Annotated in this window: 17 protein-coding genes, 1 tRNA gene and 1 pseudogene; 7 read left to right on the top strand and 12 right to left on the bottom strand. The window is 73.6% G+C overall.

The genetic code is table 11. The features are described from left to right. Positions 1-164 precede the first annotated feature (164 nt). The 5 genes from ispD (at position 165) to QC283_RS24785 (ending at position 6,195) form a co-directional block, all read left to right on the top strand. Positions 165-977: a 2-C-methyl-D-erythritol 4-phosphate cytidylyltransferase gene (ispD, locus tag QC283_RS24765; RefSeq protein ID WP_279563868.1), complete on the top strand. Its 813-nt coding sequence runs from the start codon at positions 165-167 to the stop codon at positions 975-977. Beyond that, positions 967-1,479, top strand: coding sequence for a 2-C-methyl-D-erythritol 2,4-cyclodiphosphate synthase (ispF, locus tag QC283_RS24770; protein WP_279563869.1), 513 nt, complete (start codon positions 967-969; stop codon positions 1,477-1,479). The genes ispD and ispF overlap by 11 nt, the downstream gene beginning before the upstream one ends. A gap of 240 nt (positions 1,480-1,719) precedes the next feature. Then, positions 1,720-3,120 carry a cysteine--tRNA ligase gene (gene cysS, locus QC283_RS24775; RefSeq protein WP_279563870.1) on the top strand — a complete coding sequence of 467 codons (1,401 nt, stop codon included), beginning with the start codon at positions 1,720-1,722 and terminating at the stop codon, positions 3,118-3,120. Positions 3,121-3,286: 166 nt separating this feature from the next. Then, complete coding sequence (gene rlmB / locus QC283_RS24780; protein ID WP_279563871.1) at positions 3,287-4,228, top strand: 23S rRNA (guanosine(2251)-2'-O)-methyltransferase RlmB; 942 nt, start codon at positions 3,287-3,289, stop codon at positions 4,226-4,228. Positions 4,229-4,425: 197 nt separating this feature from the next. Beyond that, positions 4,426-6,195, top strand: a complete 1,770-nt coding sequence (locus tag QC283_RS24785; RefSeq protein ID WP_279563872.1) for a DoxX family membrane protein — start codon at positions 4,426-4,428, stop codon at positions 6,193-6,195. 183 nt (positions 6,196-6,378) lie between these two features. Here the strand turns inward: QC283_RS24785 and QC283_RS24790 are convergent. Further along, positions 6,379-6,574: pseudogene (locus QC283_RS24790) on the bottom strand (Scr1 family TA system antitoxin-like transcriptional regulator); the annotation flags it as partial. Between the two features lie 188 nt (positions 6,575-6,762). Here QC283_RS24790 and QC283_RS24795 point away from each other — a divergent pair. Continuing rightward, positions 6,763-7,371 (top strand): hypothetical protein, encoded by a 609-nt coding sequence (locus QC283_RS24795; RefSeq protein WP_279563873.1) that lies wholly within the window; start codon positions 6,763-6,765, stop codon positions 7,369-7,371. 256 nt (positions 7,372-7,627) lie between these two features. Here QC283_RS24795 and QC283_RS24800 read toward each other — a convergent pair whose 3' ends face one another. From QC283_RS24800 to msiK, 3 genes are all read right to left on the bottom strand, one after another. Continuing rightward, the gene (locus tag QC283_RS24800) at positions 7,628-8,365 is read right to left on the bottom strand and encodes a nucleotidyltransferase family protein (RefSeq protein ID WP_279563874.1); all 738 of its coding nucleotides are present in this window, start codon (positions 8,363-8,365) and stop codon (positions 7,628-7,630) included. Positions 8,366-8,519: 154 nt separating this feature from the next. Then, entirely contained in the window at positions 8,520-8,975 is a 456-nt protein-coding gene (locus QC283_RS24805) for a hypothetical protein (RefSeq protein ID WP_279563954.1), read from the bottom strand. A gap of 223 nt (positions 8,976-9,198) precedes the next feature. Further along, a complete protein-coding gene (msiK, locus tag QC283_RS24810) occupies positions 9,199-10,335 on the bottom strand; it encodes a diacetylchitobiose ABC transporter ATP-binding protein MsiK (protein WP_279563875.1) in 1,137 nt (378 codons plus the stop codon). Positions 10,336-10,557: 222 nt separating this feature from the next. On the opposite strand from msiK, the gene QC283_RS24815 reads away from it, so the two are divergent. Next, positions 10,558-10,631 (top strand) — tRNA-Thr (locus QC283_RS24815). A 60-nt stretch (positions 10,632-10,691) separates the two neighbouring features. Here the strand turns inward: QC283_RS24815 and QC283_RS24820 are convergent. From QC283_RS24820 to QC283_RS24855, 8 genes are all read right to left on the bottom strand, one after another. Next, positions 10,692-12,185, bottom strand: coding sequence for an NADase-type glycan-binding domain-containing protein (locus tag QC283_RS24820; RefSeq protein ID WP_279563876.1), 1,494 nt, complete (start codon positions 12,183-12,185; stop codon positions 10,692-10,694). Continuing rightward, complete coding sequence (locus QC283_RS24825; RefSeq protein WP_279563955.1) at positions 12,182-12,691, bottom strand: phage tail protein; 510 nt, start codon at positions 12,689-12,691, stop codon at positions 12,182-12,184. Before QC283_RS24825 ends, QC283_RS24820 begins: the two co-directional genes overlap by 4 nt. A 59-nt stretch (positions 12,692-12,750) precedes the next feature. Then, the gene (locus tag QC283_RS24830; RefSeq protein ID WP_279563877.1) at positions 12,751-14,709 is read right to left on the bottom strand and encodes a putative baseplate assembly protein; all 1,959 of its coding nucleotides are present in this window, start codon (positions 14,707-14,709) and stop codon (positions 12,751-12,753) included. After that, positions 14,709-15,188 (bottom strand): GPW/gp25 family protein, encoded by a 480-nt coding sequence (locus QC283_RS24835; RefSeq protein WP_279563878.1) that lies wholly within the window; start codon positions 15,186-15,188, stop codon positions 14,709-14,711. Before QC283_RS24835 ends, QC283_RS24830 begins: the two co-directional genes overlap by 1 nt. Positions 15,189-15,291: 103 nt before the next feature. Next, positions 15,292-17,202 carry a VgrG-related protein gene (locus QC283_RS24840; protein ID WP_279563879.1) on the bottom strand — a complete coding sequence of 637 codons (1,911 nt, stop codon included), beginning with the start codon at positions 17,200-17,202 and terminating at the stop codon, positions 15,292-15,294. Next, positions 17,202-17,924, bottom strand: a complete 723-nt coding sequence (locus QC283_RS24845) for a CIS tube protein (RefSeq protein ID WP_279563880.1) — start codon at positions 17,922-17,924, stop codon at positions 17,202-17,204. The genes QC283_RS24840 and QC283_RS24845 overlap by 1 nt, the downstream gene beginning before the upstream one ends. Before the next feature lie 28 nt (positions 17,925-17,952). Beyond that, positions 17,953-18,375, bottom strand: a complete 423-nt coding sequence (locus QC283_RS24850; RefSeq protein WP_279563881.1) for a phage tail protein — start codon at positions 18,373-18,375, stop codon at positions 17,953-17,955. A gap of 121 nt (positions 18,376-18,496) precedes the next feature. Beyond that, the gene (locus tag QC283_RS24855) at positions 18,497-22,678 is read right to left on the bottom strand and encodes a hypothetical protein (RefSeq protein ID WP_279563882.1); all 4,182 of its coding nucleotides are present in this window, start codon (positions 22,676-22,678) and stop codon (positions 18,497-18,499) included.

Here is a 22,678-nt window from a genome sequence, read left to right on the forward strand (position 1 = left end):
GGACGCTTATCCCGGGAGACTTTTTCCCGGTCTCCCCGGTCCTGGCGTGCCGGGCCCGGACTGCTGGCTCGACCAGGGTCACGGAAGGGTCCGGTCAAGGCGTCGCGCCCGGCACGGTGAGGCCATACCCAACTAGGTCGAGCACACAAACCTGACAGGAACCGATGTCTGACGAATCGCGTCCCTCGCCCGCGGCACCGCCCGCGGAGACCTCTGCCGACACCCGTACGAACACCAGGACCGCGGTCGTGATTCCGGCCGCCGGCCGAGGCGTACGACTGGGCCCGGGCGCCCCGAAAGCCCTCCGCGCGCTGGGCGGCACGCCCATGCTCATCCACGCGGTCCGTGCCATGGCAGCCTCCCGCGCGGTCTCCCTCGTCGTCGTCGTCGCCCCGCCCGACGGGGCCGCCGAGGTCAAGAGCCTGCTCGACGCGCACGCACTGCCTGGGGGTGCCCCCAGCGGTAGCTGGGGGAGCACCGACTTCCTCGTCGTGCCCGGCGGCGAGTCGCGGCAGGAGTCCGTACGGCTCGGCCTGGACGCGCTGCCGCCCGAGTACGACATCGTCCTCGTGCACGACGCGGCCCGGCCGCTGGTGCCCGTGGACACGGTGGACGCCGTGATCGAGACCGTGCGGGAGGGCGCGTCCGCCGTCGTGCCGGCGCTGCCGCTCTCCGACACGGTCAAGCAGGTCGAGCCCGCCGCCGTTCCGGGGGAGCCGGAGCCGGTGGTGGCGACGCCGGAGCGGGCACGGTTGCGCGCGGTGCAGACACCGCAGGGGTTCGACCGGGGCACGCTGGTGCGCGCCCACGAGACGGTGAGCGGTGAGGTCACCGACGACGCGAGCATGGTCGAGCGGCTCGGACGGACGGTGGTCGTCGTGCCGGGGCACGAGGAGGCGTTCAAGGTGACGCGGCCTCTCGACCTGGTGCTCGCGGAGGCGGTCCTGGCGCGCAGGAGGCTGAACGATGGGTTCTGAGGGCTTCGAGACGGACGCTCTCCCCCCGCTGCCGCAGGTCGGCATCGGTACCGACATCCACGCCTTCGAGGACGGGCGCGAGCTGTGGTGCGCCGGGCTGAAGTGGGAGGGCGAGGGGGCCGGGCTGGCCGGGCACTCCGACGCGGACGTCGTCGCGCACGCGGCGTGCAACGCGTTGTTCTCCGCGGCGGGCGTCGGGGACCTCGGGCAGCACTTCGGCACCGGGCGGCCCGAATGGTCCGGGGCGTCGGGGATCACGCTGCTGACGGAGGCCGCGCGGATCGTGCGGGCGGCGGGGTTCCGGATCGGGAACGTCGCGGTGCAGGTGGTCGGGCCGCGGCCGAAGATCGGCAAGCGGCGCGAGGAAGCGCAGAGCGTGTTGTCCGCGGTGGTGGGAGCGCCGGTGTCGGTGTCGGGGGCGACGACGGACGGTCTCGGGTTCCCCGGGCGGGGCGAGGGGCTGATGGCGGTGGCCACGGCGCTGGTGGTGCGGGTGGGGTGAGCGGCTGGTGAGCGGGGGGTGTCCTGGGCGGCCGGGTTCGTGGTGGTGCCGGCGCCGGACGCGCCGGTGGACCCCGCCCCCGCGCCGCTCCGTGGACCCCGCCCGGCCGGGGGCCACCCACCACCCGACCCGGTCGGGCAGGAAGCCGGCCTCGCCCCACCGCCACCGCCACCGGCTCGGTCGGGTCGCCGGCGGGCAGGTACGCCCCTGGCACTGCCCCGCGCCTACTACCCTGGACCCGTGACTATTCGCCTGTACGACACCAGCGCCCGGCAGATCCGTGACTTCGCCCCCCTCACGCCGGGCTGCGTCTCGATCTACCTGTGCGGTGCCACCGTGCAGGCCGCCCCGCACATCGGGCACATCCGGTCCGGGCTGAACTTCGACATCATGCGCCGCTGGTTCGCGTACCGCGGCTACGACGTCACCTTCATCCGCAACGTCACCGACATCGACGACAAGATCATCCGAAAGGCGGCCGAGCAGAACCGCCCCTGGTGGTCCATCGGGTACGACAACGAGCGCGCGTTCAACGACGCCTACGACGCCCTCGGCTGCCTGCCGCCCACCTACGAGCCCCGCGCCACCGGCCACATCACCGAGATGGTCGAGATGATGCGCGGCCTCATCGAGCGCGGGCACGCCTACGAGGCCGACGGCAGCGTCTACTTCGACGTACGGTCCCTGCCCGGGTACCTGTCCCTGTCCAACCAGGACCTCGACGAGCTGCGCCAGCCCGCGGGAGAGGGCGAGACCGGCAAGCGGGACCCGCGGGACTTCGCGATGTGGAAGGCGGCCAAGCCGGGCGAGCCCAGCTGGGAGACGCCGTGGGGCCGAGGCCGGCCCGGCTGGCACCTGGAGTGCTCCGCCATGGCGCACAAGTACCTGGGCAGCGAGTTCGACATCCACGGCGGCGGCATCGACCTGATCTTCCCGCACCACGAGAACGAGATCGCCCAGGCCAAGGGCTTCGGCGACGCCTTCGCCCGGTACTGGGTGCACAACGCCTGGGTCACCATGAGCGGCGAGAAGATGTCCAAGTCGCTCGGCAACAGCGTGCTCGTGAGCGAGATGGTCAAGCAGTGGCGCCCGGTCGTGCTGCGGTACTACCTCGGCACCCCGCACTACCGCTCCACCATCGAGTACGGCGAGGAGTCCCTGCGCGAGGCCGAGTCGGCGTACGCGCGGATCGAGGGCTTCGTGCAGCGCGTCACCGAGCTGGCCGGCCACGCCGTCGAGCCCGCCGCCGACGTGCCGCCCGCCTTCGCCGAGGCGATGGACGACGACCTGGGCGTCCCGGGGGCCCTCGCCGTCGTGCACACCACCGTCCGGCAGGGCAACAGCGCACTGGCCGCCGACGACAAGGAGGCCGCGGTCGCCCGTCTCGCCGAGGTCCGTGCGATGCTCGGAGTGCTGGGCCTCGACCCGCTGGACCCGCGGTGGGCCGGGGAGCAGGAGCAGGGCGAGGACCTGCGGCACGTCGTCGACAGCCTCGTACGCCTCGTCCTCGACCAGCGCGAGGCCGCCCGGGCCCGTAAGGACTGGCCCACCGCGGACGCCATCCGCGACCAGCTGGGACAGTCCGGCCTGGTCATCGAGGACGGCCCGCAGGGACCCCGCTGGAGCCTCGGCTCCCGCTGACCCCGCCCGTCACCGAAGCCCGGGCCCGGCAGGCCCCGGGGCTCCGAGGTGCCGCGGGTCCCGGGGTTTCCGTAGATCGATTGTGCCGCCCGGCCTCCCGGGCGGCACACTGCATACAAACGCACGTACCACGCACACTCCCGTAGAGAGCGGAGACAGGTAACTCATGGCCGCGAACAACCGCCGCATGTCCGGCAAGAAGGGCGCGCAGGTCGGCAGCGGCGGCAAGCGACGCCGGGGCCTGGAAGGCAAGGGGCCGACGCCCCCCGCCGAGATGCGCAAGGGGCACGCCAAGCAGCGCGCCGCCAACGCGAAGGCTCGCCGCGCCACCGGACGCGCGCCCCAGCGGCGCGGGGGCGGCCGGTCGACGTCCGAACTCGTCGTCGGCCGCAACCCCGTCTTCGAGGCGCTGCGCGACGGCGTGCCCGCCTCGACGCTCTACGTCCAGCAGTTCATCGACAACGACGAGCGGGTGCGCGAGGCGCTCCAGCTCGCGGCCGAGCGCGGCGGCATCAACCTCATGGAGGCGCCGCGTCCCGAGCTCGACCGGATGACCAACGGGCTCAACCACCAGGGGCTCGTCCTCCAGGTCCCGCCGTACGAGTACGCGCACCCCGAGGACCTGGTCGCCGCCGCCCACGACGAGGGCGCGGACCCGCTGATCGTCGCCCTCGACGGGGTGACCGACCCGCGCAACCTCGGTGCCGTCGTCCGCTCCGTCTCCGCCTTCGGCGGCCACGGCGTCGTCGTTCCCGAGCGGCGCGCGGCCGGCATGACGGCGGGCGCCTGGAAGTCGTCCGCCGGCACGGCCGCCCGTACGCCGGTGGCCCGCGCCACCAACCTCACGCGGGCGCTGGAGTCCTACCAGAAGGCCGGCGTCACGGTCGTGGGCCTCACCGCCGACGGCGAGGCCGACCTCGGCGACCTGGAGGCACTGGCGGGACCCGTCGTCATCGTCGTCGGCAGCGAGGGCAAGGGCCTGTCGCGGCTGGTCGGCGAGACCTGCGACCACCGGGTGCGGATTCCGATGCCCGGTGGGGCCGAGTCGTTGAACGCCGGTGTGGCGGCGGGGATCGTGCTGTACGAGGCGGCGCGCCGGCGGAGCTGACGGCTGACGGCGGTAGGGCTGACGGCGGTAGGGCTGACGGCTGACGACAGACGGCCGAGGGCTGAGGACTGAAGGGGGAACGGGGTTTCGACCCCGTCCCCCACACGGGGTGTTCCGGGCGGTCCGGACAAGCTTGACGCTGTCCGGACAGATCCGGGCGGTCAAGGCAGTGTCCTAACGACACGTCACTCGGTTAGATGAGTGTGGACACCAGAACACCCCGCACACCCACGGGGGACCGCTCGTCGGGAATCGACGACGCTCCCGCGCTGAGCATGGTGAAGGTGCCGAGCGATCCGGCCCAGGTCATCGTCAACCACGCGAGTTTCCGCGTGCAGTTCGGTGCCTCCGCGCGGCGGACCCAGTCCCCGCGGATCGCACGGCACCTGAGCGCCACCCAGGACACCGGCCGCATGCCCCTCGCAGGCACCGCGGGGCCCGCCGTGCCGCCCGCCGCCCGTCGTCGCGCCGTCGTCTGGAGCGGGCGGTCCGACCCGGACGACACCGGCGCCCACCGGCTGCTCCAGGCGGTGCGGGCCGGAGCCGGCCACCACGCCGAGGACCCGGCCGCCGACGCCGGAGCCACCCAGGTCATCCACCGGGGCGGCATCGACGACGGCGCCCCGGGCTACGACGGCTACGACGACGGCCCCGCCACCCAGACACTCGAAACCCCCCTCGTCGGCGCCCAACGACGTCCCGTCCCCGAGGGCACCCGGCTGCTGCCCGCCATGCGCCCCGTCGGCAGCGCCTACGACGAACCCGCCTACACCGGCGAGAACTTCGGCTCCGCCCCCGGCCACGACGGCTACGACGACAGTTACGACGACGGCTACGACGACGGCTACGACGACGGGCCGGACCAGGCCGAGCCGCGCACCAGGCGCCACGCCGACGACCCGGCACGGCACGCCTACTTCCCCGGCCGCCGCATGAACCTGGGCGTCGTGCTGCTGCCGCTGCGCGTCTTCCTCGGCTTCATCTCCATCTACGCCGGCATGGGCAAGCTCTGCGACCCCGTCTACTTCGACGGCGGCGAACGCGGCTCCATGGTCAAGTGGCTCAACACCCTGCACCCGTGGGACGTCGCCGAGCCGCTGCGTCAGTTCGCCCTCGCCCACCCCGTCGGCGCCGGGCTCGTCATCGCCTTCCTCCAGGTGATCGTGGGCGTCCTGACCGTCCTGGGCTGCTGGCAGCGCGTCGGCGCCGTCATCGGCGCGGGCCTGTCCGCGGCGCTCCTCGTTACCGTCAGCTGGAAGAGCGTCCCCGTCTACGACGCGCCGGACATCATCTACCTCGCCGCCTGGTCCCCGCTGATCATCGCCGGCGCCCCCGTCTACTCCGTGGACGGCCGGCTCGCCGGCAGTGCCTGGCGCCGCCTCGGTCCCCGCGCCGACATCTGGGACCTGCGCCGCTACGTCCTGCGCCGCGGCGCCCTCGTCACCTTCCTCGTCGCCGGTATCACCCTCCTCGTCGGGTCGCTGCTCGGCGGTGCCGTCCGGGACGCCGACCGCGTGGTCGTCCCCGGGCCCGGCGAGTCCCCGCGCAACGAACTGCCCGGCACCCCGCTCCCGAAGGATTCCGGCACACGGAAGCCGAAGACCCCGGAGGCCTCCGCCTCGCCCTCCCAGGGCGCCACCAGCGGCTCGGCCACGCCGTCCACGGGCGCCGCGACCACTCCCGGAGCGACCCGCGACAGCGGCACCGCCACCGGCGGCGGTATCCCCAGCCAGACCCAGGGCACCACGGGCCAGGCCCCGCCCCGGCAGTCCTCCCCGGCCGACCGGGCGCCGAGCACCACGGCGGGACCGACCTCCGGCGGCAGCGGCTCGACCTCCGGCGGCAGCGGCTCGACTGGCGGCGGCAGCGGCTCGCCCGGCGGCACCGGAACCGGCAGCGACGGCGGCGGCGCCGGCTCCTCCACCGGAGAGCCGGGCCGGGGCCTCGTGGGCGGCCTCCTGGGCTAGCCCGACGTGCCCGTGCCCCGCTTCCGGCGACAACCGGGCGCGGGGCACGCGCGGTTGATGCGTCAGTGCTCCGACGCGTATGTCAGGAACACCGCCCACGCACCCCGGGTGGCGCGAACTGAGGGCCGCCCGGGTTCCTGGAGTCACGTATGTGCACCGCGCTCAGCGTGGTCGCGATCTCAAGTCCGAGACAGGACGGCTGCCGAAGTCTCCCTCGGCCCGCCCAACTGCCGTACCGTCAGTGAACTTGAGTACGTGGATCTCTCCTCCCATGCCGGCGTGTACCGCGTACCGCACGGTTGATCGGCAGCACTTGGATCTCGACGTTCCGCAACTGCTCGAGCTCCAAGAGGTGCTCCAACTGGTGGCGCAGCAAGACGGGGTCCATCCCCGTCCGAGGGCCTCTCGTCGGCGATGCGGTCACCGGTAGGGGCTCGACCGTGGGCGACGACGGCAAGTCCTCGGAGGTACGCGACACCAACGGAATCGCGATACGTCTCCTGTACAAACAGGACTTGAACCCGCCCTGCATCGTCTTCAGTGCGATGCCCAAGTGAGAGGCCCCGGATGCACAGCGAATCCCACCACGGTCCGATGTGTGGACCGCCGGTGTCTCTAGATGCCGGCATGTGGTCGGTGGCGGTCGGGATGTATCGCCATCGGTACTCATTCATCGCCGTGGGGCTGCGGACCGGGGAGGACTGGCTGCCCGACGTGGCCGCGATCATGCGCAGGGAGGTCGCGGACCCTCGGGGGTGGCGAGGCGACGACCCGGAAGTGGGGGAACCGGAGTTGCTGGAGGATCCTGGTTTCCCGTTCCGGGTCCCGCCGGCAGATGAGGCAGGGGCCGCAGAGTGGCGCAGCCGACTGTTCGAGATCCCGCGGTCCGCCGTCGTACGGCTGCTCGTCATGCTGGCGACGGACGCCATGGACGTAGCGCGGCAGTACGGCTTTGCCGATCGCAGGCTGGGTATGGAGGAGCACGCCCAAGTGATCCTGTCGCGCTTCCCGGAGGGCTCGCGGTTCTTCACGAACACCCGTCATGGCGGCGGCCTCCCCGACTTCTACGAGAAGGTCACCGGCTGCTGGCCGATGTCCCAGTACGCCTGGGACTTCGGTCTCCTCGCGGTGTCTGATGACGAAATCGGCCTCATTTGGTCGTTCGACGCGAGCTGAAGTGGACAGACATACAGATGCTCCGCGATCACATCTCGAGGAGTCCGACTACGCCCTCGCCCTGACTGAGCTGGGCATGGAGGTCGACCCGCCCCGGCCCTACTCCCAGAGTGGCCGGCTGGTTCACCTCGCCGGGGGGCTGGGCGGCTTTAAGGTGGATTACGGGCCCGGGCCGGCCGGCCCCTGAGATGGGTGCCGCCGAGCTACCGGGGAAGTATGAGGCGGCAGTGGCCGTTTCCATAGCCCGCCGGGCCGCTCAGCGGGCGGCCAGGGCTGCCAGTTCGCGGGCCGCCTCCGTGAGGTCCTTCGCGGTGTCGATCGCGCGCCAGTAGGAGCCCTGCGGGATCGGGAAGCCGGCCAGGCGGCGTTCGCGGGCCAGGCGGGGGAACGTCGTGCGTTCGTGGTCGCCGCGTTCCGGGAGCATCGCGGCGAACTCCGGGGAGAAGACATACACGCCGGCGTTGATCTCGAAGGTCGACGGCGGTGCCTCGATGAAGTCGGTGATGTGGCCGAAGCCGTCCGTCTGCACGGCGCCCCACGGCAGCCGCGGACGGGCCAGGGCGAGGGTCGCGACGGCGTCCCGCTCGGCGTGGAAGTCGGCCAGGTCGCGCAGCGAGAAACGGGTCCAGATGTCACCGTTCGTGGCGTACCAGGGCTGGTCCGGGTGCGGGAGACGCGCGGCGGCGTACTTGAGGCCGCCGCCGCGGCCCAGCGGCTCCGGCTCGACGACGGTGGTGACGGAGAGCGGCAGGTCGGCGGTCTCCAGCCACTTCTGCAACACCTCGGCCAGATGACCGCAGGAGACGACGACGTCCGTCACGCCCTCCTCGGCGAGCCAGGCGAGCTGGTGGCCGATGATCGGAGTGCCCGTGCCCGGGATCTCGACCATCGGCTTGGGCCGGTCGTCGGTGTAGGGACGCAGCCGGGAACCCTGTCCGCCGGCCAGGACGACGGCTTGAACGGGGCGGCGGGACGCGGCGTTCGGATCGGTCATGCCCGAACTGTACGCGGCGCCCCAGCGGCTCCCACAGGGTGCTCGGTGCCCTCCCGGCCTCCCGGGGGCCTTGAGCCGTCCAGGGGCCGCCTGGGCGGACTCAGCCGCCTCGGTCGTCTCAGCGGCCTCAGCCGTCTCCGCTGAGTCCGCCGGCTCAGCTGTGCGCGGCCAGGACCCCCGAGGCGAAGGCGGTGTCGCAGACCGGGCGCGCGTACGACTGGGCGCGCGTCGGGCCGTAGACCTTGACCGCGGCGCGGCCGAGGGCGCGGGCGATGGACGCGCAGTGGCCGCCCAGCGACGGGCGCTCGTTCACGGCCTGCTGGAGGTGGGTGAGGGCGACGCCCGGGTCCTCCTCCTGCAGCTCGGTCAGCAGCCGGTCGCGCAGCACCTCGTGCGGTGCGCGGGCGGCGGCCCGGGTTGAGGCCTTCGAGGAGGAGGCCTCCGACGCGGCGAGCACCGAGTCCGCGGGATCCCCCGACCAGTTGACTCGGGTGACCGCGAGAGTCCCGGAGAGCACCAGGACGACGGGCAGGACGAAGGCGAGAGAGCGGCCGATCCGGCGGGCGGGGCCCCGGCCGCGTCGCGTCTGTCGGGTGGTGGAGTGCTTCACGGAGTGCTTCACGCGAGTGAGGGTAGCGCCTGGTAATGATTTGGCGACATTTAGTCACCCGTTCGGGGGGTGGGGAAGGGTCCTGAAATGGGTAGAGCGTTGACGTACAGCGCTCGAAACGTCCGTTGTGTCGCCGTATTTGTCGACAACGGAAAGAGCCCCGCAGCAGGCCGCGGGGCTCTTTCCGTCAACGCGGGTGGAATTCACCCGGCCGCGTGGTTTCTCAGTCGGTGAGGCGCTCGCCCGTGGAGGACGAGAAGACGTGGGCCTCGCCCGGACGCGGCACGACGTGCACCGTCGCGCCCTTCTCCGGCACCGCGCGGCTGCTGACGCGGACCACGAGGTCCTTGCTCTCGCCGCCGACCTCGACCGTGCCGTAGATGTAGCCGTCGGCGCCGGTCTCCTCCACGACGTTCACGGAGACCGCCATGCCCGCCGGGGCGTCGGCGGACTCCTTCGTCAGGGTCTTGGTCGCGCCGCCGTTCAGCTCCACCACGTCGAAGTGCTCGGGGCGGACGCCGACGGTGACCGTGCGGTCGCCGCGGTCGGCGGCGGCCGTCAGGGCCTCGCGGCTGACCGGCACGACACTGTTGCCGAACTTCACGCCGCCGTCGGTGATCGGGACCTCGACCAGGTTCATGGCCGGGGAACCGATGAAGCCGGCGACGAAGAGGTTCGCGGGCTTGTCGTACATGTTCCGGGGGCTGTCGACCTGCTGGAGCAGACCGTCCTTCAGGACCGCCACACGGTCGCCCATCGTCATGGCCTCGACCTGGTCGTGGGTGACGTAGACGGTGGTGATGCCGAGGCGGCGCTGGAGCGACGCGATCTGCGTACGGGTGGAGACGCGGAGCTTGGCGTCCAGGTTGGACAGCGGCTCGTCCATGAGGAACACCTGCGGCTCACGCACGATCGCGCGGCCCATCGCCACACGCTGGCGCTGACCACCGGAGAGGGCCTTCGGCTTGCGGTCCAGGTACTCGCTGAGGTCGAGGATCTTCGCGGCCTCCTCGACCTTCTGCCGGATCTCCGCCTTGTTGACGCCCGCGATCTTGAGCGCGAAGCCCATGTTGTCGGCGACCGTCATGTGCGGGTACAGCGCGTAGTTCTGGAACACCATGGCGATGTCCCGGTCCTTCGGCGGCAGGTGCGTGACGTCGCGGTCACCGATGCGGATGGCACCGCCGTTCACGTCCTCGAGCCCGGCGAGCATGCGCAGCGAGGTGGACTTGCCACAACCGGAGGGGCCGACCAGGACGAGGAACTCGCCGTCCGCGATGTCGATGTCGAGACCGTCGACGGCGGGCTTCGTGGAACCCGGGTAGACGCGGGTCGCCTTGTCGAACGTAACAGTGGCCATGGTGAATGGGCCCCCTTCTACCGGCAGGAACGTGCCGGACGATCCGTTGTAGGAAGGTGGTGTGGTGTAGTCCACACAGGTGAAGCTGGGCAGGACGGTACCTGGCGTTCACCTGATCTGTCAGTACCTATGGGGCTGTGAACTTCGCCGAAATTTTCGAATCCCATCGTTCACCGGCTCTGTGTACAGTGGAGCAGCCTCCGCGCGCGCCGTCGCGCGAGTGCCTCCTTAGCTCAGATGGCCAGAGCAACGCACTTGTAATGCGTAGGTCGTCGGTTCGAATCCGACAGGGGGCTCAAGCCGAAACGGCCCCCTGGCCTTCGAAAGCCAGGGGGCCGTTGGTGTTTCCGGTGGGATCAGGTGCTGTTGGCGCTGGAGCGGCCGAAGAACTCGATCTCCGCGATGGCGACCTGCTTCTGGGCGGAGGCCGCGTGGGCCGACTCGATGGTGAAGCGGATCTTGGTGACCTCGCCGACGCGGAAGTGACGGCGCTGGCCGCCGGCGCCCTGGTCCAGGGTGATGTCGCGGGTCTTGGTCTTGCCGTCCTTCGTCGTGATCGTCGCCTTCACGCGGTGCGGGAGGGCCGATTCGTTGAGCTTGTCGGCCTTGGTGGAGGTGCCCGGGGTGATGATCAGGTCCAGCAGGCGGGTCGGTTCGGTGAAGTGCACCTCGACCCACTCGCCCTGGCCGGACTCCGAGATGCCCGGGCCCCACCAGGTGTTGCTCCGCTTGTCGATGAGGAGCTCCGGCTTGTGCCCGGTGAAGGAGCGCGAGGCCGTGATCCGGTCGGGGGAGACCGGGGCGCGTTTGGCGAAGTGGTCGCGGGTGGCCTGGACCCCGTCGGGGATGTAGACGAAGCCGAGGACCACCAGGGTGATGACGACGACGAGGGTGATCCAGGTGCCGATGCGGTCGAAGACGCGGCGCAGGCGGGGGCGGTCACCCGCCCAGGGGGTCTCGCTGCGTCGGCCGCCGAAGAGGCGGCGCCACCAGGGGGCGGGCGCGGCGCTGTCCTCGCCGGTGCGCTCCAGGGGCATCGCACAGCGCGCGCAGTAGTGGCGGTCGGGTCGGTTCGGCGTGGAACACCAGGGGCACGGCGGGCCGTTGGCGATGTCCGACTGGTGGCCGGGGGCGCGGACCTGGGGCCGTTCGGCGTCGGGGCGGCCGGGCAGGACGGGGGCGACGGTGGGGGGCGGGGCCGGGCTGTGGGCCTCCGGGTCCGCGACGGGGACGAGGAGGGAACGGGCGCGGTCGGACATCGTGTCGGTGAGGGCGTTCGGGGGCGGGGCGGACGCCGTCGGGGAGGTGGGGGCGGTTTCGTCCAGGCCGGGAGCGCCGGGAGCGCCGGGAGCGCCCGGAGCGCGGGAAGCCGCGGAGGTTCCGGCGGGCCCGGTGGGTCCTGCCGTCCCGGCGGTCGAGGCGTAGCCCGCGCCGGCTGCGGCACCCGCCGCGCCGGCGGAGCCCGCGCTACCCGCCGCGCCCGGTGTCCCGTCCGCGTCGCGGCGGCCGGTGGTGTGCGTGCCCGGGGTCGCGGGCCAGTCCGTGTCGTCGCGGCCGGTGGCGTCCGACGGGTGGCGTGGGTGGGGTACGCGCGGTGTCTCGGCGGTGTCGTCGTCCGATCCACCGCTGGTGGTGGCCGGGCGTTCGTGCCGGGCCGGGGGCACGCCCGCGCCGCCGGGGCCGGGGCGCGAGAAGGCGTCCCAGCCGGGGCCCTGGTCGGGCGCGGAGGCCGCGGGCTGCGAGGTGCGGGCGCCGGCCTGGTCCCAGCGGAGCACGGAGCCGCAGGCGTCGCAGAAGGACTGGCCCGGTTCCGCGCGGGTGCCACACTCGGCGCAGTTCTGCGTGGTCATCTCTCCGGGGTCCTTTCGGAGGCGGTCACTTCGACCGTGTAGGGCATGTGGGCGGGGCGGGCGGCGGCGACGAGGGTGTCCAGACGATGGGTGTCGGCCGGGGTCGGATCGGGCAGCCGGAGGGCGACGTGGAGGTGGGGTCGGGGTGTGCCGGGGAAACGGCCGAGGGGGCGGGCGTTCCAGTCGGCGGCGCCGCTCTCGGTGATGTCGGGGTCGACGCCGAAGGCGAGCCGTACGGCCTCGGACAGGCCGCGTCGGGTGCCGCGTACGCGGTGCAGGCGGGCGGCGGCGGCCACGGCGGCGCGCAGCCGGGCCTCGGGTTCGGTGCCGTCGGTCTCGGCGCCGACCCAACTGCCGAGCCACTGGGCGAAGTCGACGGGGGTGAGGGCGGGGTCGAAGTAGGTGTCGAGGCAGTCGAGGACGTTCAGGATGGGGGCGATGACGTCGTCGAGTCCGCCGACGAAGCGCTGGGCGAGGTCGTCGTCGGCGAAGACGGCCGGGAGCATGGTGCTGATGGGGAGGGAGGAGCCGAGTCCGTCGACGGAGCCCCGGTACGCCGTGCTCGTCACGCGCCGTCTCCGATCACTCGGACGCGGTGGTCGAAGGAGAAGACCAGTGAGGGCGGCTGGAGGTCGATGCGGTCGGTGGGGTCGCCGCGCTTGCCGGTGAGGGGGTCGGCGGGGTGCAGGACGACCTCGTCGACGAGTTCGACGCCGGGCACGCGCTGGAGCACGGCGAAGAGCTCGCCGGTCTGCACGGGGCGGCCGAAGGGCCAGCCCTTGCCGTCGGTGCCGCCGGTGAGCGGGTCGAGGTGGCGGTAGAGGGCGTCGTGGACCTGGCGGCGTACGCGGTCGGTGTCGACGCCGCGGAAGGCGTGGACGGTGGCGACGACGGTGACGCCCTGGTAGTAGGGCGGGCCGACGGCGAGGCGGGTGCCGATGAGGCGGCGTTCGTCGAGGTGGCGGGTGATGCGGTCCAGGAGGGCGTCACCGGGGACGAGCTGTTCGAAGCGGAGACGTCCGCCGGGGTCGGGGACGGCCTGGGGGACCACCAGGACGCGGACGGCGTAGGACCCGTACTCGCTCTCCTTGCCCTCCAGGCAGGTGATGCGGGCGGTCTCGGGGGCGGCGCGGCGGGCGAGTTCCTCGTAGTCGCGCAGGGTGACGGCGCGTTCCTGGGCGCGGAGGGTGATCGGCGCGCGGAGCTTGGCCTCTTCGACGGTCTCGCCGTCGACGCCGCCGCGGGCGGCCTCGCGGTTGTCGACCTCGGAGACGTACGGGATGGAGGTGCGCAGCACCTGTACGGCGCCGCGGGCGACGTTGCCGGCCCGGCCGCCGCCGGTGCGGTAGCGGCGGGCGCGGATGACGGCGCCCTTGGGGGCGACGGTGCCGTACTGGCGCAGGGTGCCGTCGGGTTCGCGGACGGCGGGACCGAAGGCGATCTCGCCGGTGGCGGCGTCGAGGGTGATGTGGTGGTCGTCGGGGTGGGAGGCCGCGAAGTGCGGGACGACCTGCCAGTCCTGCCAGCCGTCGTTCGCGGAGGTCTGGAGCAGGACGGGCGGGTCGTCGGCGACGACGGGGGCGTGGGTGAGGCGCAGCCGCTGGCCGGGCAGGCCGGTGGACTCGCCGAGGGCTTCGTCGAGGACGGTCTCGGCGTGGACGGTGCTGGTGGTGGCGCCGATGGTGTACGCCTCGGCGGAGCGGATGGTGGGCGAGGTGGTGTAGAAGGGCTGGCCGGGCAGGGGGTCAGTGACGCGGCAGCGTATCCAGCCGGCCTCGTGGCCGCCGTTGCGGGACAGGACGTGGCCGCCGGGGAGGTGCAGGACGATGTCCCCGGGGCGGTTGAGGCCGCCGGTGCCGTCGCGGTCGACCTCGCAGGACTGCCAGCCGTCCTCGGTCCAGGCCTCCCAGACCAGCGGCGGCTGGCGGGGGTCGACGCCGACGCCGTCGACGCGGCTGTCGAGTTCGAGGGCGAGGGCGCAGTGCGGGGCGGCGGCGGTGAGACCGATGAGCATGCAGTCGCCGGGGCCCGGGGCCTCGGCGAAGCACATGACGTCCTTGCCCTCGACGAGGTCCGTGGTGCGGTCGGCGACGGGTTCGCCGCGCTGCTGGACCACGAGGTGGCCGAGGGCGCACGGCACCACGGTGAGGTCGCGTTCGGTGGCGAAGACGATGGCGTCCTCGCGCTCCGTGCGCAGGGTGGCGACCTCGGTGCCGGTCGGGACGAGGATCGGCTCCTCCTGCGGCGCGGACAGCCAGAAGGTGACGTCCGTGCGGGCGGCGGACGGCGGGAAGAGGGTGATGCCGACCAGGTCGAGGAAGGCGAGGTGGTTCTTCTCCGGGACCCGGTTGAGGCGGTAGACGATCTGGTCGGCCATGTGGGCGACCGTCTCGACGAGGGTGACGCCGGGGTCGGAGACGTTGTGGTCGGTCCACTCCGGGGCGCGCTGCTGGATGTAGCGCTTGGCGTCGTCGACGAACTGCTGGAAGTGGCGGTCGTCGAGGTTGGGGGAGGGCAGGGACATCAGCGGTCGCTTTCGGGAGAGCCGGGGTGGCCCGGGTGGCCTGCGGGGCCGTCGGAGAAGCCCGCGTCGCCCGGTTCGTCGGACTCGTCGTGGGAGGGGATGACGTAGAACGGGAAGACGAGGCTGCGCGGGTTGTTGGTGCCGCGGATGGAGTAGCGGACGTCGATGAACAGGACGCTCTGGTCGGTGCCGGAGGAGACGTCGACGTCGTGGACCTCGATGCGCGGCTCCCAGCGGTCGAGGCTGACGTACACCTCGTGCTGGATGCGGCCCGCCGTCTGCTCGTTGACCGGCGCGAAGACGAGGTCGTGGATGGCGCAGCCGAAGTCGGGGCGCATGGGCCGCTCGCCGGGCGCGGTGGCGAGGACGAGCCGGATGGCCTCCTCGATCTCCCGTTCGCCGCTGACGAGGGCGATGCCGCCGGTGGGCCCGATACGCAGGGGGAACGCCCAGCCGGAGCCGACGAACTGCTCGGCCATCAGAGAACCACCCTTGTCTCGTGGAGAGTCTTGCGGAGAGCTTTGCTGAGAACTTTGCGGAGGGCTTCGCGGAAAGCCTTGTGCGGAGTCTTCGGTGCCGCTGTCATGGCAGCGGGTACGGCTTGTTGTTGACCAGGACCACGCCCTGGAGCATGAGGGTCGCCGCGCGGATACCGACGTTGGCGATGGAGTTGACCTGGAGGGTGCCGCCGGAGGAGATCATGGTGGCGCCCACGGCCTTGAGGTTGAGCGCGCCCATCGCGTCGATGGTGACGGGGCCGGTCAGCGACTTGACGTTGACGATGCCGCGGCCCTGGATGTCGAGCATCCCGCCGCTCTTGATGCTGAGTCTGCGTCTGGCGCTGAGGGTGAGGTCCGTTCCCGCGTCGATGGACACCGAACGGCTGCCGGTGATGCTGACCGAGCCCGCGCTGTCGATGGTGATCTCGGTCTTGGTGCGGTCGAGGTTGATGGTCAGCTTGTCGTTGCCGCTGGCGATCCGGACGCCCTGCTTGCGCATGCCGGTCTGCTGGCTGAGCAGGTCGACGCGGTTGCCCTGGCGGTCGGACAGGGTGTGCCGGGCGGCCTTCTTCTTCAGGCCGTCGTGCAGGGGTACGTCGTTGACCTTGGTGGGCAGGTCCCGGCCGTTGTAGAGCCCGCCGATGACGAACGGGTGGTCGAGCGCGCCCCGGTCGAAGGCGACGAGCACCTCGTCGCCGACGTCCATGGGGAACACGCCGCCGCCGCCCTTGCCGCCGAGCTGCATGGTGCGTGCCCAGTCACTGACGTAGGTGTCGTCCAGCCACGGGAACTGGAGCTTGACCCTGCCCTGCTTGAGCGGGTCCTGTACGTCGGTGACGATGGCGTTGGCGACGCTGGGGATCCGGGGGCTTCCGCTGTCGGCGCTGCCGCCGCCCGAGGCCAGCCCGTACAGGGAGCGCCACTGGCGTCCGCTGACGTTGATCCACGACTCGTAGTACCTGCCGTCGCCGAAGACGTGGCGGACGGAGGTCACCGTGTACTTGCCCTCGAAGGGCTTGCCGACGTCGGCGAGGGCCACGGGCACGCCGGGCCGCAGTCTGGGGTTGCCGCGGGCGACGACCTCGAGTTCGGCGAAGGAGGACGTGATGTCGGCGGAGAGCGCCTGCGCGGCGTGTCTGACCTCGTCCTGCTTGTCGTAGGGGTTGCTGGTCTCGACGAGCTTGGCGGTCTTGAACTTCTTGGCGGCCTGGCCCGGGGTGGAGCCGATGGAGATGCCCGGGTCGGTGGTGATCGTCGCGACCTCGGTGATCTTCTTCTTGGTGGTGACGTTCCAGCCGCGTGTCTCGACCTTGCTGACCTGGTCGGCGGCGGTGACCGCGGCCCGCAGCCGCAGGATGTCGTTGCCGCCCTCCAGGACGAAGGGGCTCTTGTCGCCCTCCGTCGCGGGCGAGGGCGCACCGTCGGACGTCTGCGGCTTGACGAACTGGAACCTGCCCTTGGAGTCGAGCGACATCACCCGGTTGTTCTCGTCGGCGAGCCGGGCGAGGAAGTCCCAGTCGGTGACGTTGGACTGGCTGATGAAGTCGTAGGTGCCCTTCGTCGCCGTGATCCGGCCGACGGGCACACCGTCCTGGCCGGCGAGTTTGCGGGCGATGTCGGAGCCGCGCTGGTTGCGGTAGGCGGCCACGCGGCGCTGGCGCATGAGGCGGTGCCCGTAGTCGTAGCCGCGGATGACGGTGAAGCTGCCGGTGCCGTCGTAGTCGGCCTCCATGCCGGTGACCTCGCCGGTCAGCAGCGGGTTGCCGGCGCCCTGGCCGTCGGCGATCGGGGTGATCACCACCTTGGTGCCGAACTGCACGTTCAGGTCGCCGAGGAGCAGCCGGTGGGGGTCGCGGAAGGTGAGCCGGAAGGCGGCGGGGACGCCCGCGCCCTGGTCGACCCAGCCCTCGACGAGCATCGTGGCGACGTCGGGCGGCAGTTTCGCGCCGCCGATCGTGACCTGGACGACGCTGGAGAACGATGCCTGCACCATCAGTGCCGCACCTCCTCGGCGGAGGGCAGCACGAGTTCGGTGCCGGTCGGCAGCCGGGACGGGTCGTCGATGCCGTTGATCTCGGCGATCGCGCGCCAGGCGTTGGCGTTGCCGTACTCGCTCCAGGCCAGCGACTGGAGCGAGTCGCCCGCGACGACCCGGTGCACGCGCTGCGCGGTGAGCGCGCCCGAGGTCGGGTTCTGCCCCTTGGTCTTGCTGGGGATCTCGTTCAGCTGCATCTGGCAGGTGGCGCGGATGGGCACGCCGGTGGTGCTGAACAGGGTGTACGAGGCCTCGATGGAGGCGACGTACGCGGTGAACCGGGCGGTGGAGAAGGAACCCCACTCGAAGATCACCCACGGAGGCGACGGCTGCTTGCGGGCGAAGCTCTTGGGCGTCACCTCGCAGCAGCTCAGCAGCGACTCGACCTTCTTCAGCACGGTGTTGCCGGTCGGCCTGGCGGACGAGTCCAGGAAGATCTCCAAGGACATCGAGCGCGGCTCCGTACCCATGAACTCCGGCTTGGAGCCCTCCCGCACGGCCGGGGCCGGGGTCGCCTTCCACTCGGCGCGGCGGCTGAGCGTCAGCTGCGACGGGTTGAACTCGAAGCTGAACATCTGCATGAGCCCACCGGGCGTGGTGCTCTTGCCGCTCGGGGGCTCGTGGATCGCGAGGGTGGCGCGTACGAGGCTCTTGCCGGCGCCCTTGCTGCCTTTGGCCATGGGTCTTCCTCTCTGCTCTGTGGCGCCGTCAGTCCGTGAATCCGTGGTGGGCGATCTCCAGGACCTCCGTGGCCACGGCGGGGCTGTTGGGGTCGAGGGTGGGTCCTTGCCAGCTGACGGGCAGGACGTCCATCAGCCCCCAGCGGGCGACCAGCGATCCGTCCGCGCGCAGGGCGGAGATCTGCGCGGTGGGCCGCTTGATCCCGGTCTGGATGGAGGAGATCCACTTGGCGACCTTGGCGGTGTCCGGGGTGAGGGGGCGGGTCAGCCGGACGTTGGAGAAGGTGACGCGGGTGGGCAGCTGCCAGACGAACCCGTTGTTGCCGCCCTCCTGGCGCTGCTCGATCTCCACCTGGGACGACAGGCCTTCGCACCCGTTGAAGAAGCCGAGGCTCTCGCCGTCGATGGTGAGGCTGAACCAGATCGTGGAGCCCGGGTCCTGGCGGGGCATCGGGGGTGGGCCTTTCTGTCGGGTGTGCGGCAGGGCGCGCGGGGTGCGTCGGCGGGTGGCCGGTCGGGGACGGGCGGTCGGTCGGGGTGTAACCGGTCGGGGCTGGTCGGTGGGTGGCCGGTCAGCGTGGATCGCGGAGTCTGCCGATCCGTTCGCGGTCCATCCGCAGTTCGGTGCGGACGAGGCGGGTGACGCGGCCGATGATCCGGTGCACCAGTTCGTCGAGCTGGAAGTCGGTCAGTTCGCGCGGGTCGAATCCGCCGTCCGGGACCGCCGTGTACGCGGGCGGCCGGTCCGCCTCCGCGCCGCCCGAGGAGGCGGCGACCGCCGTGTACGGGGGCGGGCTGCCGCCGGGCGGGGACGCGCTGTAGGCAGGCGGCGGGTCGGCCGGCGGGCTGTGCTGCGAGGACGCCGAGTGCCTCAGGCGGCTGAGGCTGGAGGCCACCGTGGACGCCGCCGCCGCGGCGAGGGCACCGGTGGTGGTGCGGCTGCCGCGGCCGAACAGGCGCTGTACGGGGAGCTCGGACGTGCTCTGCGCGGGCGTCGCCGCCGGTGCGCCGGCGGCGGGGAGCGCGACGGGCGGCGCCGGTGGGGGCGGAGTGAGGGCCGCCACGGGGAGCGCGGTCCGGGCGGCGTTCGCGCCGGGGAGCGCGGGCCGGCGCAGAGGTACGGCCGCCCTGGCGGACGCGGTCCGGGTGGCGGGGGCGCGCTGCACCGGGGGCGCGGGGGCGGGGCCGCCGGGGGCGAGGGACGCCGAGGTGAGGGGCGGCGACGTGAGAGACGGCGACGTGAGAGACGGCGACGTGAGGGACGGCGACGTGAGGGACGGTGCGAAAGCGGCCGCTCCGGGGAACGCCGGGGGCTCGGCGGCCATGGCGGGGGAGGGCGGTGTGGGTGCCAGGGGCGGCGCGGGTGCGGGGGGCGGTGCCGAGGGGGCGGTCGGTGCGGTGGCCCGCTGGACCGGCGGAGAGGTACGGCCCTCGGTGTGCGGGCTGTTGGGAACCGGGACCGGGGCCGGGGGTCGGCCCGCGAGCGGCTTGGTGTCGCCCGGTGCCTTGGAGAGGGGGGCGCCCAGCGGAGAACGGCGGGGGGCCGGGGCGGCCGGTGCCGGGCTCGGGGCGGGGGGTGCCTGCGGGGTGGCCGGGGGCTCCGTGCTCGGGCGTACGGCGGTGACCGGCCTGGAGGTGGGGGCGCCGAGGCCGGGGCGGGGCGCCGTGGCGCTGCGCTGCACCGGGCGTGCCGGGGCGGGGGTGGCCGCCTTCTTGGCGAGAGGCACGGCGGCCGGTCCGGCCGGTCCGGCCGATTCACCGGGTCCCGGGAAGGACCGCTGGACGAGGGGCGGCGACGAGGTGACGGGCGGCGTGGAGGCGACCGGTGGGGCGGAGGCGACCGGAGTGACGGAGGAGCCGGGGGCGACGTGGGTGTCGCGGTGCGCGGCGGGCGTCGGGCCGGCGCCGGGCGCGTTCGGCGCCGCTGTGGACCGGTCCGTGGCGCGCTGCACCGGGGGTTGCGCCGTGCGCGGGGTGGCGGCGGCGGGGCCGGCGGTGGGCTGCGGTGCTGTTCCGGGCGTCGTCGGGCCGGAGGCGTCGCGGGCGGCCGGCTGGGGCTGCGCGGGTTGAGGCGCCTTGGGCCGGTCGGGGGCTGCCGTCCGCCGTTGGACGAGGGGCTGCGCACCGCTCGGGGCGACGGGACGGCCTGTGGCTGCGGGGGAACGGTTCGCCGCCGGGGGAGGCGTCGCGGACCTCTGTACTCCGGTCGCTCCGCCGGCGCCGCCCGAGGGGGTGGCTCCGCGGGCGCCCGGGGGACGTCCCTGCCCGGCACCGCCGCCCGACGGCAGGTCGGTGCCGGCCGGCCGGGACGCGGTGGGCCGTCCTTCACCGCCGCCGGAGCCTGGCGCGGGGGTGGTGCGAGCAGCGGCGCGCTGTACCGGCGGCGTGCCGGGGGCGGCACCGGTTCGGGGGGCGCCGCCGGGGCTGTCGCCACGCGTGCCGGAGGCCGCGGTGGCGCGGTCGGCGCGGGTGGACGCCCGCTGGACCGGTGCGCCGGTCGTCGCGCCGCCGTCAGGCGCGGACGCCGCTCGCTCGGCGGGGGTGGCGGGCCGGTCGCGCGGGGGCACGGCCCGTTGGACGGGGGCACCGGCCGCGCTGTCGCCGACCGGGGACGCCGGCCGTCCGGCGGGCGGGACGGCCTTCGACGAGGGTGACGGTGACGGCGCTGACGGCGACGCCGGGTGCGGCGCCGCGTTGCCGGTGCGCGGGGCGTCGCCGGTGGGCCGGGGCGTCCGCTGCACCGGGAGGCCGGTCGTGCCGCTGTCGGCCGGGGTGGCCGTCCGGCCGGTGGCGGGGTCGGCCTTTGGCGTGGACGGGGCCGTGGGTGTGGGCGCGGGGGTGGTGCGAGGCGTGGCGGGGGTGGGCGCGGAGGCAGGGGTGATGGGCTGGGAGGCCGCCCGCTGCACCGGGAGGTTTCCCGCCGCGTCGCCCGACGCGGAGCGGGTCTGCGGCACGGCGCGTTGGACCGGGTTGCCGGTCGGTGCGTCGGCCGGTGTGGCGCTCCCGGCCGCGGAGGCCGCGGACGTCGCCGCCCCGCCGTCGGACCGGGAGGTGGCGGGCCCCGGGTTGGCGCGGGTGGCCGTATCGGGGCTGGACTGCCGGGACACCGCCCGCCGCGCCGGGGAGCCGGGCGTCGTGGACCCCGGCGAAGTGTCCCGGCGCCCGCCGGCGGGAGTGGCCCCGCGGGCGGGCTCGGTGCGGGCGGCCGGAGCCGGGCCCGATGGCGGTACGGCTCGCTGCACGGGTGCGCCGGACGCCGGGTTGCTGCCCGGTGCGTCCGGTGCGGGTGTGGGGGCGTTGCCGGGTTGCGGCAGGGGGCGTGGTGCCGGCGTGCCGGGTGCCGGGCCGCCGCTCGCCGCGCGAGTCGGCGCTTTGCCGGTCTGCGGCAGGGCTCGCTGTACGGGCGGGCCGGATGCCGGATTGTTGCCCGGAGCCGGAGCCGGAGCCGGAGCCGGAGCCGGGGCCGGAGCCGGTGAGGGCGAGGGTGTGGGTGAGGCTGCGCTGCCGGGTTGCGGCAGAGGGCGCCGGGGCGGCGTACCGGATGCCGGGCCGCTGCCCGCCGCGGGTGAGGTCCGGCCGCCGGACCGGGGCACGGCTCGCTGGGCCGGCGTGCCCGTTGCCGTACCGGTCGGCGTGCCGTCGCCGGAAGCGGTCGGTGCGGGGGAGGCACCCCAGGCGCCGGTGGCAGTGGCCGGGGTGGCACCCGGTCCGGGCACCGCTCGCTGTACCGGGAGGCCGGCCGAGGCGTCGCGGCCCGAAGAGGGCGCCGCCGGGACATCGGCGGCCGTCGACCGGTGCTGGTGCTGGCCCGGGCGCACGGCCCGTTGCACCGGGGCGCCGACGGGCGCGGCGGGCGCCGCGGGTGAGGCCGGTCCGCCGTTGGACGGCTGGGCCGGTGAGGTGTCCCGGGCGGGGGCCGAGCCGGGGTCCCCTCGGTCGCCGTCCGCCGACGACGGCGCCGTTCCCGAGGAGTCCGGCAGGGTGTTCGCGCTCCGGGGGCTCGCGGGCAGGGCCCGGCGCTGCACGGCCGGTGACCCGGACGGAGCCTTGGTCAGAGGGTGCCGCGGGCGGGGCGGGGCGGGCGGCACCGGTGTCACGCGGACGCCGCGACCGCTCTGGGCCGGTGTGCTCGCCGGTGCCCCGGACGAGGCCGGCCCGGCGGAACTCGCCCGCTGGACCGGCGTGGCCCGGGCGAGGGGCGCGGAGGCGGCGGCCGGAGCGGTCCGCGTGCCCGTGGCGGGGGCCGTGGGCGCGGGCGACGAGGCCGCGCCGGGTATCGCCCGCAGCGGCGCCACCGGCATGCGCTGCACCGCCGGTGCGCCGGACGGCGACGCCGACGCCGAGGACAGTGACTGCGCGGGGCGGGCGGAGCCCGCCGCCGGGCGGGCCGACGCGTCGGACGTGCCGGACGCGTCGATCGCGCCCGACAGCATGCTGCTGCCCGCCGCCGGGTCCAGTACCGCGGGGGACGGCGCCCCCGTGAACGACGGGTTCTGCCATGTCGGCAGCCGCCCGCCGAACCCGGCGTCCGCGACTCCCGTACGTGCCGCGCCCGTCGCCCGCTGGATCGGCGGCAGGCTCGTCCAGGCGGCGACGGCCACGGGTGGCGCGGGGTCGGTCGTACGCGTCGTACTCCCGCCCGCGTCAGAGCCCGATGCCTCGGCGGAGGTCTCGGCCGAGACCTCCGCCGGGAGCGTGTCGTGGCTCCCTCCGACGCCGTCCCGACGGCCCCGCAGCCGGTCCAGGATTCCCAC

The organism is Streptomyces sp. DH41 (assembly GCF_029813785.1).
Classification (GTDB): Bacteria; Actinomycetota; Actinomycetes; order Streptomycetales; family Streptomycetaceae; genus Streptomyces.